The sequence below is a fragment of the Kordiimonas marina genome (assembly GCF_023006325.1).
GTDB lineage: Bacteria > Pseudomonadota > Alphaproteobacteria > Sphingomonadales > Kordiimonadaceae > Kordiimonas > Kordiimonas marina.
Map to the genome: position 1 here is coordinate 550,704 of NZ_JAINDF010000003.1, position 13,058 is coordinate 563,761.

The window sequence follows — 13,058 nt, forward strand, 5'->3', positions numbered from 1 at the left end:
TTACCCTACGAATTGTTTGACGGTCTCAAGGAAATGGCCGACGGAAATCGGCTTGGCGATATAGGCTTCACAGCCGCCTTCCCGGATTTTTTCCTCGTCGCCCTTCATAGCGAAAGCGGTGACCGCCACCACAGGGATTTTCCGGAGGTCTTCATCTTCCTTGAGCCACTTGGTGACTTCAAGGCCGGATACTTCCGGCAACTGGATATCCATGAGAATGAGATCGGGCTTGTGTTCCCGGGCCAAATCGAGCGCTGACATACCATCGCGCGTCTGGATCGTCTCATAATCATGAGCCTCCAGAAGGTCGCAGAACAACTTCATATTTAGCTCGTTGTCTTCGACTATCAGGATTTTCTTACCCATACGATCCCCTGGCCCCTTGTTCACACTTTGCCGGACTGCCGCGCAGTCACGGGAATAATAGGCGCGCTTGTCAGGAAAAGACAAGCCCGTCTAGGGATTTAAAATAGCAATTTCCGCCGCGAAGGACCGAGCCGGACAAAAAGCCGATTTGCATCCGCGCCTCATTCTGGAACACTAGCACAAAAGATTCGTATCGTGGGATAGCAAATATGATCAGCGAGCAAGCCCAATCCCTGGCCCTGTCGGCCGTTGTCTTCATTCTGGCTGAAGACGCGCTAAAGGACCGATTCCTGGCGCTGACCGGGCTTGATGGCGACAGCCTGCGTGCCCGCATCGGCGACCGCGACTTCCTCCTGAGCACGCTCGATTTCCTGATGGGGCATGAGCCCGACCTCCTGGCCTTCGCCGCGCACGTGGATGAAAAGCCTGAGACGGTGATCGCCGCCTGGCGCGCGCTTGGCGGCGGGATCTCCGGTGACGAATGGCAGACCTGGTGACCGCAATGACGACAATGGAAGACATAATCGCCAACCTCACGCCCGAGAGACCGCTCCTGATGGTCGATGCCGACGAAGTCCTGCTTCAGTTCGTCGCCCGGCTCGAACGCTTCCTTCTGGATGTGGGCTACGAACTCAGGCTGGAAAGCTTCCGCCTCAGCGGCAATATCTTCGACCAAGCCAGCGGCGACCGCGCGGATGCCGCCACCTGCAAGGGGCTGATCGCCCGCTTCTTCGATGACTGTGTCGATGATATTGGCGCAGTCGAAGGCGCGGCGGAGGCGCTGGCGGCGCTTTCAGAACACTATCAGCCGGTGATCCTGACCAACGTGCCGAAACGCTGCCGCGCGCGCCGGCAGGCGAGTCTCGCCACCCTTGGGCTTGATTACCCCGTGCTTGCCAACGCCGGCGAAAAGGGCCCGGCCGCCAAAAGGCTCGCGTCCGCCGCCGCACACCCTGCCGTTTTCATCGATGACCTGCCGCCGCAGCATGCGTCCGTCGCCGCGCACGCCCCTCACGTTCACCGGGTGCATTTCGTTGCAGACCCGCGGCTGGGACCGTTGCTCCCGAAGGCCGAACACGCCCATATCCGGCTGGACGACTGGCCCGCGCTTCAGCTGCATCTGACCGACCTCCTCTCGTCATGACCCCGCCCCCTGAGCCAGACACGCCGGTCCTGTGCCGTAGCTGCCTGCATATCTTCGAAGGCGGGGCCCGGAAATGCCCTAACTGCGGCAAGCCCAGGCTTGTTTCGCACCCGGAACTGTTAACGCTGAAGATCGCGCACCTGGACTGTGATGCTTTCTATGCCTCCATCGAAAAGCGCGACAACCCGGAGCTGGCATCCAAGCCGCTGATCATCGGCGGCGGTGACCAGCGCGGGGTTGTCTCCACCTGCTGCTATATCGCGCGCATGTCCGGCGTGCGCTCGGCCATGCCCATGTATCAGGCGCGCAAGCTGTGCCCGGATGCCGTGGTCCTGCACCCCAACATGAAGCTCTATGCCCAGGTCGGGCATCAGGTGCGGGCGATGATGCAGGACCTGACGCCGCTGGTTGAGCCCCTGTCGATCGACGAAGCCTTCATGGATTTTACCGGCACCGAGCGCTTGCACGGCGCGCCTGCGGCCGCCCTTCTCGCCGACCTTGCCGGCCGGGTCGAGCGGGAGGTGGGAATCAGCGTCTCCATCGGTCTCGCGCCCAACAAATTCCTCGCCAAGCTTGCGTCCGACATGGACAAGCCGCGTGGCTTTACCGTGATCGGTGAGACGGATGCCAAAAGCATCCTCGCAGAATTGCCGATCAGCCGGATCTACGGTGTCGGAGCCAAATCGGCCGAAAGGCTGCGCCGGGACGGGCTGACCCAGATCAGCCAATTGCAGACAATGGAGGAAGCCACACTCGCCCGCCGTTACGGTGAAACCGGCCTCAGGCTGTGGCGGCTGTCCCGCGGGATCGACACGCGCAAGGTGGAGCCGCGCCAGCCGGTCAAGAGCGTCTCAAGCGAACGCACGCTCGACCGGGACCTCGCGGACTATGACCAGCTCGAACAAAGGCTTTGGGCTTTAAGCGAAAACGTCTCCGAGGACCTCAAGCGCAAGGGACTGGCGGGCCTGACCGTGACCTTGAAGCTCAAGACCAGTATGCACCGCATCATAACCCGCTCCCGCACGCTCGATGGCCCGACCCAGCTTGCCGCCACCCTCTTCGAAGTTGGCCAGCAGCTTCTGAAGCCGTTAACCGACGGCACACCCTACCGGCTGATCGGCATCGGCATGAGCCATTTCCGGCCGCTCCAGGAGGCCGACCAGCCCGACCTGATCGAACCCGGCCGTACGCGGCGCCAGCAGGCCGAAGCGGCGATGGATGCGCTCCGCGGCAAATACGGCAAGGCCGCCATCGTCAAGGGCCGCGGCTTCGACCCGGCAAAAGATGCCTCGCCCGCAAAAAAGTCCAAGGACTGACGCCTCCAAAACCGCTGTTTTTCAAGGGTTTATCACAAACCACCAGTGGCACGCGTCTTGCTTCTGCTTATGTGAAATTAAGTTTGGGAGACGGGCATGATTGAACACCCCTCTAGCAAGTTGGACGATAAACACGAGATCAACCCCTATGTCAGCAAGCTGGCCAGCAAGCTGATGAAGACGGCTGCCAATGCCGAAGTGAAGTTTGACAGCACCGGCTGGCAACTCATCACTGAGGTCCTGAGCTTCGCCGCTGCCGCCGAGCAGCGCATGGCTGAGCAGCAGGAACGAATTTCCTATCTCGAGCAATTGTCCGTCACCGATGAATTGACCGGCATCCCGAACCGCCGTGGGCTACGGAACGCGCTTGGGCAGACGCTTGCCTCCGCCGCGCGCCACCGCGAAACCGGTGTTCTCGGCTTCCTGGACCTGGACGGTTTCAAGGCGATCAACGACATCCACGGCCACATGGCCGGTGACGGTGTCCTGCGCCACGTTGCCAAGATCCTCAAGGCCCATGTCCGGCCGACCGATGTCGTCGCCCGTATCGCCGGCGATGAGTTCGCGGTCGTCCTGACCCGCTGTGATTCAGTCCAGGGTGTTGAACGCCTGCGCACGCTGCAGCGGGAAATCAACGACAGCGATTTCACCTATGGCGGGGCATCTATCCCGGTCAAATGCTCGATCGGCGTCAAACCCTTCACGGGCGCCACCGATCCGGGTGAGCTGATCGAGGCCGCCGACCAGGCCATGTATCACGACAAGCAGACCCGCAAGGGCAAGCATCTGAGAAGCGCCTGAAGCGCCGCCAGGCCAAGATAGAATCACGCAAGAAAAGGGCTTTCGGAGCCCTTTTTTTATGCTAAAGCCTTTGGTACAAAATCTTAGTTTTACAGCAGTTTTTGACCGGTTAAGGGAGCCGCACACACATGAGCATCGACGCAAAACTGAAGGAACTCGGGCTTGAAATTCCGACACCGGTCGCGCCGGTTGCCAACTATGTGCCTTATGTGATCAGCGGCAATCTGGTCAGCATCTCCGGCCAGGTGCCGATCGCAGGCGGCAAAGTCGCCTTCACCGGCAAGGTCGGCGACACGGTCACGAAAGAGGACGCCCAGGAAGCTGCCCGCCTCTGCGCCATCAATATCCTTGCGCAAGTGAAAGCCGCATGCGGCGGCAACCTCGACCGCGTGGTCCGCATCGTCAAGCTTGGCGCTTTCATCAACTGCGTGGACGGTTTCACCGAACAGCCGCAGGTGGCCAATGCCGCCAGCGACCTGATGGTCTCGGTCTTCGGCGATAAAGGCCGTCACAGCCGCTCTGCCGTGGGCGTGAATGCCCTGCCGCTGGGCGTTCCGGTCGAGATCGACGCCCTCGTGGAGATCGACTGAGCGCATGGCAAGCCAACCCACCCAGCGTGATTTTCCCTGGATCGCTTCAGGCGATGTCGCCCACCGCGGCTTGTTCCGCGCGGGCACGAAGGCGGAGGAAAACACCCTGCCCGCTTTCAAGGCAGCGCTTGAGGCCGGGTTCGCCATCGAGCTCGACGTACGCACCACGTCGGACGATATTGTCGTGGTTTTCCATGACGATACGCTGGAGCGCATGACCAACGCCAAGGGCGAGGTTTCCAACTGGGGCTTTCAGCAGCTCCAGAAACATAATGTCGGCAACAGCGGGCTGCCGATCCCTTCGCTGCCGGACGTTCTGGAAGCCGTGGACGGCAAACAGCCGATCTATGTGGAGATCAAGACCCGGCTCGATAAAGACATTCAGAAAGTCTGTGCCGGTGTCCGCCACTGTTTCGAAGGCTATGCCGGGCCTGTGGCCGTCATGTCGTTCGACCCGCGCGTCGTCAAATGGTTCGCCACCTATATGCCGAAATATGCCCGCGGGCTGATTATCGGGCGCGACGCGCTTCTGAAAATCCGCAACCGGATGCTGCTCGGCTTTTGGGCGTCGCGGACCAAGCCGGATTTCTTTGCCTGCGATATCAACCTGCTGCCCAACAGCTTCGCACGTCGCTGGCGGGAACGCGGCGGCAAACTCCTGACCTGGACCGTGCGCACGCCGGAGATGGAACAGATCGCGCGCCAATATGCCGACGCCGTCATCTTCGAAGCCCCGGCTGTCGTCGGGGACCAGGACTGAAGGCGGGGGCGGCGCCATGGCTGACGGCGATGCCCCACACGCCCGGCTGATCAGCAGCATTCATGACATCGAGCGTGCGGACTGGGATGCCTGCGCGGGGGCCGGTAACCCCTTCGTCAGCCACGCCTTTTTCCGCTGCCTTGAAGAGGCGGGCACCACCACGGCAGACACCGGTTGGATGCCCTATCACCTTGTCCTGCACGCGGGTGGCGATGAAACCGCGCCGCCCATCGCCGTCATGCCCATGTTCCTCAAAAGCCATTCCTACGGCGAATATGTGTTCGACCATGGCTGGGCTGACGCGTTTGAGCGCGCGGGCGGGCAATATTACCCCAAGCTGCAGGTCAGCGTGCCGTTCACGCCGGTCACAGGGCCGCGGCTTCTCATCCGTCAAGGCGCACAGGCCGAAAGCGGGCCGATGCTTCTGGCGGCTGCGGAATCCGCAACCAAACAGTTACAGGTTTCCTCCTGCCACATCACCTTCATGGAGGAAGCTGAGGCGCAAGTTGCCGCCGACGCAGGCTGGCTGATCCGCACCGACCAGCAGTTTCACTGGCACAATGCCGACTATGCCGATTTTGACGCTTTCCTCGCCGCCCTGTCGTCGCGCAAGCGCAAGCAGATCCGCAAGGAACGCCGTACGGCGGTCGAGCCCGGCATCAGCTTCGAGCATGTCACAGGCGACGCGATCACCGAGGCGCACTGGGATGCCTTTTTCGATTTCTACATCGACACCGGCAGCCGCAAATGGGGCCAGCCCTACCTGAACCGAGAGTTTTTCTCGCGGGTGGGCGAAGCAATGGCTGACCGTATCCTGCTTATCTTCGCCATGCGGGAGGGGCAGCCGATTGCCGGGGCGCTCAATTTTATCGGCGCTGACACGCTTTATGGCCGCTATTGGGGCTGCGTGGAGGATCACCCCTGCCTGCATTTCGAAACCTGCTACTATCAGGCCATCGATTATGCCATCGCCCACGGCCTCAAGAGGGTCGAGGCCGGTGCCCAGGGCCCGCACAAGCTGGCGCGCGGCTACGAACCGGTCAAAACCCTCAGCGCGCACTATATCGCCAATCCGGGTTTCCGCGACGCGATCGACCGCTACCTCAGGCAGGAACGCCAGGGCGTCGAGCATGACATCGAATGGATGGCCGAGCACACGCCGTTCAAGAAGGGCTAAAGATGCTAAATATTGAGCTTAATTGGCAAGGCCCACTCAAGCCCGGCACCTACCCTAAGGACCTACGTACACTCGCCATCCCCGGCGTATACCTTTATGTCCAACGTTTCCCAAACGTGACGGCCCTTTATGCAGGAAAGTCCATGCACCTAGGGAAGCGATTCCATCAACACCTCGCAGGCATCCTTGGTTTCCAATATTGGCGCAGAAAAGACGACCCTCGTCCCCGTGCCGAATATCAGCAGGCACTTGAGGTAGCATCTTCCCATGAGAAAGTCGCTCTCTATGCAGAGAACGAATATGCCTTCACACACCCCGAACGCAACGGACTGAACCAGTTCAACGACCTTGAGAAGAATGTCAGAGAAGCCGTCCAGGAAGTCCTGCGCACCAATTTCTATTACTGCCGGGTGCCTAAACTGGGTCGTGATGCTGATTGCGACCTCTCCCCGGTGCCAGACCTTCCTGCCTCAACAATCATTGCAGAACTAGAAGCCTGCCTGATCAAAAATGTTTGGGATTTCGCCGATAACCAACAGGACTACGTGTGCGATAACAGCCGCCATGAGCCCCATTCTGGCAAGCTGACAATCAACTCTGTCCACTTCCGGGCTTGGCTTAAGGACGTGCTGACTTAAGCCAAGTCCTCAGCCTTTATCCGGTATAGCACATGCGGACGGACGGGGTGCCGGATCGGCACGGCCGGATGCTTGAAATCGCCCTCTGCGTCATAGGTCATGCCGATCTTTTCCATCACCCGGCGGGACGGCAGGTTGATTTCGGCGGTGAAGGCGACGACCTCCTCGGCCTTTAGCGCTGAAAAAGCGTAGGCGAGCACCGCGCGGGCGCCTTCAGGCGCGAGCCCCTGCCCCCAATGGGCCTTATCCAGCCTCCAGCCGATTTCCCACGCGGGCGCACACGGCACCTCATACGGCGCGTCCTGAACACCGATGAAACCGATAAACGCCCCCGTCTCTTTGAGCTCGGCCGCCCACAGGCCGTAGCCACGCTCAGCGATCCGCTTCTCCTGCCGTGCGACCGACGCGTCACTTTCCGCACGGGTTTGCGGCGCCGGGAAAAAGCGCATGACCTCCGCATCCGCGTTCATCGCCGCGAACGGGGCACGGTCTTCCGCGCGCCACTGCCTGAGGATCAAACGGTCAGTTTCCAGCATAGGTCGTCTCCCACCAAAAGGGCGGCTCTTCTAACGCCGAACCAAACCGTCCAGCAAGACAAAAAAGCCAGCGGATGCAACCGCTGGCTTTTCCAATCATCTCATAACCGTGCGCTTACTTCACCGGCACTGGCGGCTTCGTCGGCTTGCGTTTGGCCGGAACCTTGGCCTTTTTCGCCTTGGCTTTCGCGGGCTCAGGCGTCTTTGCGGCTTGCGCGGGCTTGGGCGCGTACGGCGTGACCTCAAAGACAAGCTTGTCGTCTTTCAGTTTCACGACCACTTCACCACCCTTGGCGAGCTTGCCGAACAGAAGCTCATCGGCCAACGGTTTCTTGATATGTTCCTGGATAACGCGCGAGAGCGGGCGGGCGCCATAGTGACGGTCATAGCCCTTCTCGGCGAGCCAGGCCTTGGCGTCTTCCATGAGGCTGATTTCCACGCCGCGATCCGCGAGCTGAAGCTCAAGCTGCAGCACAAATTTCTCGACAATCCGGGCCACCACCTCGGGCGGCAGGAAGTCGAAGGCGATAACTGCATCCAGCCGGTTGCGGAATTCCGGGCTGAAGATTTGCTTGATTGCCTCTTCGCTGGCGCCTTCGTTCGTTTCGCGGCCGAAACCGATGGCTTTCTTCGAAAGCTCCATCGCCCCGGCGTTCGTGGTCATAATCAGGATCACGTTGCGGAAGTCGATCTTCTTGCCGTTATGGTCGGTGAGCGCGCCATTATCCATCACCTGCAGGAGCACGTTGAAAAGATCCGGGTGCGCTTTTTCCACCTCATCGAGCAACAGCACGCAGTGCGGATGCTGGTCGACCGCGTCGGTGAGCAGACCGCCCTGATCGAAGCCGACATAGCCCGGCGGCGCACCAATCAGGCGCGAGACCGAATGGCGTTCCATATATTCGGACATGTCGAAGCGGTGCAGCTCAACCCCCAGAAGGCCGGCAAGCTGGCGGGCAACCTCGGTCTTGCCCACACCCGTCGGGCCTGAGAACAGGTAGGACCCGATCGGCTTGTTGGGCTCGCGCAGGCCCGCACGCGACAGTTTGATCGCGGCGGTCAGCGCTTCGATCGCGGCATTCTGGCCAAACACTACGCGCTTCAGATCTTCCTCAAGCGTCAGCATGGTGCGGCTTTCGTCGCGGGTAACGGTTTTCGGCGGGATGCGTGCGATCTTGGCGACCACGGCCTCCACATCCTTCACGCCGATGGTTTTCTTGCGCTTCGACGGCGGCAGCAGCATTTGCGCGGCGCCCGATTCGTCGATCACATCGATGGCCTTGTCCGGCAGCTTGCGGTCCGAGATATAGCGGTCCGACAGCTCAACGGCGGTCTTGATCGCCTCCATCGTGTAGCGGACACCGTGGTGCGCTTCATAGTAGGACTTGAGGCCCTTGAGGATTTTGATCGTATCCTCGACCGACGGCTCGTTGACATCGATCTTCTGGAAACGCCTGAGCAGCGCGCGGTCCTTCTCGAAATGGCTGCGGAATTCCTTGTAGGTGGTGGACCCCATGCAGCGGATGGTGCCGCTGGCAAGCGCGGGCTTCAAGAGGTTCGAGGCGTCCATTGCGCCACCTGATGTCGCACCGGCGCCGATCACCGTGTGGATTTCATCGATGAACAGGATCGCGCCTTCACGCGCTTCCAGTTCCTTCACCACCGCTTTCAGGCGTTCCTCGAAATCACCGCGGTAACGCGTACCCGCGAGGAGCGAGCCCATATCGAGCGAATAGATGACCGCGCCTTCAAGCACTTCAGGCACGTCATGCTCGACAATGCGGCGCGCAAGCCCTTCGGCGATCGCGGTTTTGCCGACACCGGGGTCACCGACGAAAAGCGGGTTGTTCTTGGTACGGCGGCAGAGGACCTGCACGGCGCGCTCAAGCTCCGTCTCGCGGCCGATAAGCGGGTCAACCTTGCCCGCCTTGGCTTTCTCATTGAGGTCGACACAGTAAGCATCCAGCGCGGTATCGGCCTTTTTGCTTTCCCCCGCCGGCGCTTCCGGCTGGGCGATCGGTTCCTCTTCCTCCTCCTCGGCGCCGTGGATATGGCGTTCCTCACGGAACTCCGGCACCTTGGCAATGCCGTGGGAGATATAGCTGACAGCGTCCAGGCGGGTCATATCCTGGCTTTGCAGGAAGTAGACCGCGTGGCTTTCCCGTTCGGAGAACAGGGCGACCAGCAGGTTGGCGCCGGTCATTTCCTCACGCCCCGAAGACTGGACATGCAACAGTGCGCGCTGAACCACGCGCTGGAACCCGGCGGTCGGCGTGGCTTCCAGCCCTTCACCGTCCACCCGCAGGCTTTCAAGGTCCTCATCGAGATAATCGACAAGCTGACCACGGAGAAGCTCCACATCCACATCACAGGCGCGCAAAACCGCCACGGCGTCTGGGTCTTCCAGAAGCGCGAGCAACAGGTGCTCAAGCGTGGCATATTCATGCGCGCGGCTGTTGGCCTCTTTAAGGGCGCGGTGCAGGGTTTCTTCTAAATGTGGCGAAAAGCTTGGCAATAGACGGTTCCTTTGTCAGTTATCGATCTTGCGGCTTCCCCCCTTTGTGTCGCTATTCCTTCTCTAGCGTACACTGGAGCGGATGCTCATGCTGGCGCGCGAATGACAAGACCTGATTGACCTTGGTCTCCGCGACCTCGTAGGTGAAGACACCACACACCCCGACACCCTTCTGATGAACGTGGAGCATAACTTCCGTGGCTTCCTCCAACGTCATGCGGAAAAACCGCTGCAGGATATGAACCACGAACTCCATCGGCGTGTAGTCGTCATTCAGCAACAATACTTTGTACATGGACGGTTTCTTGGTTTTGACCTCCGGCTTGGTCAGCAAGCCGGTGCCCGTTCCAGTCCCATCCGTATTACGTTTGTCAGGCATCGATCCTCCGCGACATCCATACCCTTCTAATGTAATGCATAAAGCCTCCACTAAAAGAGTAAAGAACCGGTGAAAGTGCCGATCTTTGAAAAAAAAGATCGGCGGTAACGTTAAAGTGTTGCAGGCGCATCAACACCCGCGGCCTTGAGGGCGGCCACCAGCGCGGCCTTGAGGCGGGCCAGTCCCTCCTCGGTCGAGGCCTCACAGCGCGCGACCAAGACAGCCTGGGTGTTGGAAGCCCGCAGGAGCCACCAGCCGTCGGCGGTTTTCACCCGCACGCCGTCAACCGTGCTCATATCGGCACCACCGGCCTGAAGCTTGGCCTTGACCTCTTCAACCACCTTGAATTTACGGTCTTCTTCGCAATCGAAGCGCAGCTCGGGCGTATTGATCGCCTTCGGCAGCCCATCCTTGAGGGCCGCGAGGTCGCCGCCCTGGTGGCTGACGGCATTGAGGAACCGGAGCCCGGCATAAAGCGCGTCGTCATGACCGTAGAATTTATGCTTGAAGAAAATATGGCCGGACATCTCACCCGCCAAGGGCGCCTTAAGCTCAACCATCTTGTCCTTTATGAGCGAATGGCCGGTTTTCCACATCACAGGCTGGCCACCCAGCTCACCGATGCGTTCAAACAGCGCTTCGCTGGCCTTAACATCAGCGATAATCGGCGCGCCCGGCACGTCGGTGAGCACGTCGCCCGCGAGGATCGCCAGCATCTGGTCCCCCCACACGACACGGCCCTTGCCGTCAATAGCGCCGATACGGTCGCCGTCGCCGTCGAAGCTGAAGCCCATGTCGCAGCCATGCTCGGCCACCACGGCCTTCAGCTGCTCGAGGTTTTCTTCGACCGTCGGGTCAGCATGGTGGTTCGGGAAGGTGCCATCCACCTCGGCGTTGATGACGATATGCTCACCCGGCAGGCGCTTCACCAGCGCTTCGACCGCGGGGCCAGCTGCACCGTTCGCCAGGTCCCACGCCACCTTGAAGGCTTTGGTGTCGACATCAAGCAGAAGCCGGTCGATATAGCGGTCGAAAATATCGATATCTTCTACCATGCCGTCCCCGACCTCAAAATCGGCAGCCGCCGCGGTTTTGCCGAGCGCCTGGATGGCTTCCCCGAAACAGGGCTTCTTGCCCATCATCATCTTGAAACCGTTATAATCCGGCGGATTATGCGATCCCGTGACCATCACGCCGCCATCGGCATCCAGCTCGAACACCGAATAATAGAGCATGGGCGTAGGGCCAAGGCCGATATTCTTGACCGCGAGGCCGGTGCTTTTGAGGCCGTCCATCAGCCGTTCGGACAAATGCGGCGAGGACAGGCGGCCATCATAGCCGACACAGACGGACTTGCCGCCATTTCGCACCACATGGGTCCCGAACGCGCGGCCGAGGTTATAGGCGTCATCGCCTGAAAGCGTCTGGTCCACAATGCCGCGGACATCATATTCCCGAAGAACGGTCGAATGAAAATGGTGAGCCGTCATTTTAAAAGCCTCAAATGAAAAAGATTTATACCACTAGGGTGCCTTGGAGGGGTGCCCCGGTCAATGGCTATCGGTGGAAAAATACAGGTATTACGGGCCGGGATGATAGTCTGCAATAATGGCCTTATAGCGGCCACTGGCCTTCAGCTCAGCCAGGCCTTTATTGAAGGTTTTTACGAGCTTCTCATCACGGAAACACAGCCAACGCGGCGTCGGCTTGAAATATTCGGCGACAATGAAGGGCGGCTGGTCCTCCCGGATACCCAATTGGTTGTCGAAAGACTCCTGCACCGCCCAGACATCGCCGATATAGGCATCGATCCGGCTGCGTTCCAGCATCGGCACCACAAGGTCGGTGCGGAACACATTGATCCGCTTTGCGAAGGTGGACAGGTACGGCGCCAGCTTATCCCCGAGCGCAAGTTCTGCATTCGGGAATGTCCCGACCCGCAACCCCTTGAGATCGGCCACGGACCGCACTGTCCGGCCAAGCCCACGCCGGACCACTACACCGTCGTGCCAATAAGTGAAAATATCACTCATGAGGCAGTTTTTGGCGTGCGGGTTGAAGGTGGTGATGGCCTCCACCTTTTGGTCCTCAAGAAGGCTGTCGAGACGGCCGAGCGGCGCATGGAAAAATTCAGTCTTGTAGCCAACATTCGCAAGCGCCGCGCGGACGATATCGTTATCGATCCCGGCTGAGGGGGTTTCGGTCACATAGGGCGGGTTGCTCAGGATAACGCCCACCCGGATGACCTTGGCCTCATCGGCATGGGCAGGAGATAGCCCAGCACCGGCAAAAAGCATAAAGACCAGGCCGCAGGCAGACAGAACGGCTGCCCTCAGGCCTCCGAATTTATATCTCCCCTTGTTTACAGCCCAATCAGCCATTCATTTTCCCAAAAGTATGCGGCGGGCTTCATTGAGTTTCGCCGCCATCCAGCTGCTGCCACCCTTGTCCGGGTGCACCTGCGCCATCAGTTTACGATAGGCCGCGTTAATTTCTTCTTCACGCGCACCATCTTCGAGGCCGAGGACGTCATAAGCCTCCGAGCGGGTCATCGTCCCTTTGCTGCGGCCTGGGCCAGGACCCGTACGGTCACGTGAGGTCCCTGAGGCCCCGCCACGGCGGTCCCCCGCCATACGCCAGACGGCATAGCCGATGGGCAGGATCGCGAAAAAGCCGCGGCCAGTCGCCAGCAGCATCAGCCCCAACAGCACCGCAACGAACATCACCGCCCACATGAGCGACTTGCGCGCCGATTTCACATCGGTGTTCGCCCACCAATAAAGGAAAAGCATCATCAGGCCCGCGAGGGCTAAACCGGCGAAAAGCCACCCCATCC

Annotated in this window: 15 protein-coding genes; 8 read left to right on the forward strand and 7 right to left on the reverse strand. The window is 60.1% G+C overall.

The window, feature by feature from the left end:
• A complete protein-coding gene (locus tag K6118_RS09055; RefSeq protein ID WP_247119993.1) occupies positions 1-366 on the reverse strand; it encodes a response regulator in 366 nt (121 codons plus the stop codon).
• A 209-nt stretch (positions 367-575) separates the two neighbouring features.
• Here K6118_RS09055 and K6118_RS09060 point away from each other — a divergent pair, with 209 nt between their 5' ends.
• The 8 genes from K6118_RS09060 (at position 576) to K6118_RS09095 (ending at position 6,792) form a co-directional block, all read left to right on the forward strand.
• Positions 576-863, forward strand: coding sequence for a DUF3572 domain-containing protein (locus tag K6118_RS09060; RefSeq protein WP_247119995.1), 288 nt, complete (start codon positions 576-578; stop codon positions 861-863).
• 5 nt (positions 864-868) lie between these two features.
• Positions 869-1,510, forward strand: coding sequence for a hypothetical protein (locus tag K6118_RS09065; protein ID WP_247119996.1), 642 nt, complete (start codon positions 869-871; stop codon positions 1,508-1,510).
• Positions 1,507-2,826, forward strand: coding sequence for a DNA polymerase IV (locus K6118_RS09070; protein ID WP_247119997.1), 1,320 nt, complete (start codon positions 1,507-1,509; stop codon positions 2,824-2,826). Before K6118_RS09065 ends, K6118_RS09070 begins: the two co-directional genes overlap by 4 nt.
• Before the next feature lie 96 nt (positions 2,827-2,922).
• Positions 2,923-3,627, forward strand: a complete 705-nt coding sequence (locus tag K6118_RS09075) for a GGDEF domain-containing protein (protein ID WP_247119999.1) — start codon at positions 2,923-2,925, stop codon at positions 3,625-3,627.
• A 128-nt stretch (positions 3,628-3,755) separates the two neighbouring features.
• Positions 3,756-4,217 (forward strand): RidA family protein, encoded by a 462-nt coding sequence (locus K6118_RS09080; protein ID WP_247120001.1) that lies wholly within the window; start codon positions 3,756-3,758, stop codon positions 4,215-4,217.
• Positions 4,218-4,221: 4 nt separating this feature from the next.
• Positions 4,222-4,977 (forward strand): glycerophosphodiester phosphodiesterase family protein, encoded by a 756-nt coding sequence (locus tag K6118_RS09085; RefSeq protein WP_247120002.1) that lies wholly within the window; start codon positions 4,222-4,224, stop codon positions 4,975-4,977.
• Positions 4,978-4,993: 16 nt separating this feature from the next.
• A complete protein-coding gene (locus tag K6118_RS09090; RefSeq protein ID WP_247120003.1) occupies positions 4,994-6,154 on the forward strand; it encodes a GNAT family N-acetyltransferase in 1,161 nt (386 codons plus the stop codon).
• Positions 6,155-6,156: 2 nt separating this feature from the next.
• A complete protein-coding gene (locus tag K6118_RS09095; protein ID WP_247120005.1) occupies positions 6,157-6,792 on the forward strand; it encodes a hypothetical protein in 636 nt (211 codons plus the stop codon).
• Here the strand turns inward: K6118_RS09095 and K6118_RS09100 are convergent.
• The 6 genes from K6118_RS09100 to K6118_RS09125 all read right to left on the reverse strand — a co-directional run bounded on the left by K6118_RS09100 (position 6,789) and on the right by K6118_RS09125 (position 13,056).
• Positions 6,789-7,328: a GNAT family N-acetyltransferase gene (locus tag K6118_RS09100; protein WP_247120007.1), complete on the reverse strand. Its 540-nt coding sequence runs from the start codon at positions 7,326-7,328 to the stop codon at positions 6,789-6,791. The two genes, K6118_RS09095 and K6118_RS09100, sit on opposite strands and share 4 nt — an antisense overlap.
• A 115-nt stretch (positions 7,329-7,443) precedes the next feature.
• The gene (gene clpA / locus K6118_RS09105; protein ID WP_247120008.1) at positions 7,444-9,843 is read right to left on the reverse strand and encodes an ATP-dependent Clp protease ATP-binding subunit ClpA; all 2,400 of its coding nucleotides are present in this window, start codon (positions 9,841-9,843) and stop codon (positions 7,444-7,446) included.
• Positions 9,844-9,895: 52 nt separating this feature from the next.
• Entirely contained in the window at positions 9,896-10,222 is a 327-nt protein-coding gene (gene clpS, locus K6118_RS09110) for an ATP-dependent Clp protease adapter ClpS (protein ID WP_247120010.1), read from the reverse strand.
• A gap of 110 nt (positions 10,223-10,332) precedes the next feature.
• A complete protein-coding gene (gene pgmG / locus K6118_RS09115; protein ID WP_247120012.1) occupies positions 10,333-11,712 on the reverse strand; it encodes a phosphoglucomutase/phosphomannomutase PgmG in 1,380 nt (459 codons plus the stop codon).
• A 90-nt stretch (positions 11,713-11,802) separates the two neighbouring features.
• On the reverse strand, positions 11,803-12,519 hold the full coding sequence (locus K6118_RS09120) for a substrate-binding periplasmic protein (RefSeq protein WP_247120013.1): 717 nt from the start codon (positions 12,517-12,519) through the stop codon (positions 11,803-11,805).
• A gap of 84 nt (positions 12,520-12,603) precedes the next feature.
• Positions 12,604-13,056 carry a DnaJ domain-containing protein gene (locus tag K6118_RS09125; RefSeq protein WP_247120014.1) on the reverse strand — a complete coding sequence of 151 codons (453 nt, stop codon included), beginning with the start codon at positions 13,054-13,056 and terminating at the stop codon, positions 12,604-12,606.
• Between the last annotated feature and the right edge of the window lie 2 nt (positions 13,057-13,058).

Coding starts and splice junctions, on each gene's coding strand:
- K6118_RS09120 (WP_247120013.1), bottom strand. CDS start 12,519: ATGCTTTTTGCCGGTGCTGGGCTATCTCCTGCCCATGCCGATGAGGCC.
- K6118_RS09080 (WP_247120001.1), top strand. CDS start 3,756: ATGAGCATCGACGCAAAACTGAAGGAACTCGGGCTTGAAATTCCGACA.
- K6118_RS09095 (WP_247120005.1), top strand. CDS start 6,157: ATGCTAAATATTGAGCTTAATTGGCAAGGCCCACTCAAGCCCGGCACC.
- K6118_RS09070 (WP_247119997.1), top strand. CDS start 1,507: ATGACCCCGCCCCCTGAGCCAGACACGCCGGTCCTGTGCCGTAGCTGC.
- pgmG (WP_247120012.1), bottom strand. CDS start 11,712: ATGACGGCTCACCATTTTCATTCGACCGTTCTTCGGGAATATGATGTC.
- K6118_RS09060 (WP_247119995.1), top strand. CDS start 576: ATGATCAGCGAGCAAGCCCAATCCCTGGCCCTGTCGGCCGTTGTCTTC.
- K6118_RS09085 (WP_247120002.1), top strand. CDS start 4,222: ATGGCAAGCCAACCCACCCAGCGTGATTTTCCCTGGATCGCTTCAGGC.
- K6118_RS09125 (WP_247120014.1), bottom strand. CDS start 13,056: ATGGGGTGGCTTTTCGCCGGTTTAGCCCTCGCGGGCCTGATGATGCTT.
- K6118_RS09100 (WP_247120007.1), bottom strand. CDS start 7,328: ATGCTGGAAACTGACCGTTTGATCCTCAGGCAGTGGCGCGCGGAAGAC.
- clpS (WP_247120010.1), bottom strand. CDS start 10,222: ATGCCTGACAAACGTAATACGGATGGGACTGGAACGGGCACCGGCTTG.
- K6118_RS09075 (WP_247119999.1), top strand. CDS start 2,923: ATGATTGAACACCCCTCTAGCAAGTTGGACGATAAACACGAGATCAAC.
- K6118_RS09065 (WP_247119996.1), top strand. CDS start 869: ATGACGACAATGGAAGACATAATCGCCAACCTCACGCCCGAGAGACCG.
- K6118_RS09055 (WP_247119993.1), bottom strand. CDS start 366: ATGGGTAAGAAAATCCTGATAGTCGAAGACAACGAGCTAAATATGAAG.
- K6118_RS09090 (WP_247120003.1), top strand. CDS start 4,994: ATGGCTGACGGCGATGCCCCACACGCCCGGCTGATCAGCAGCATTCAT.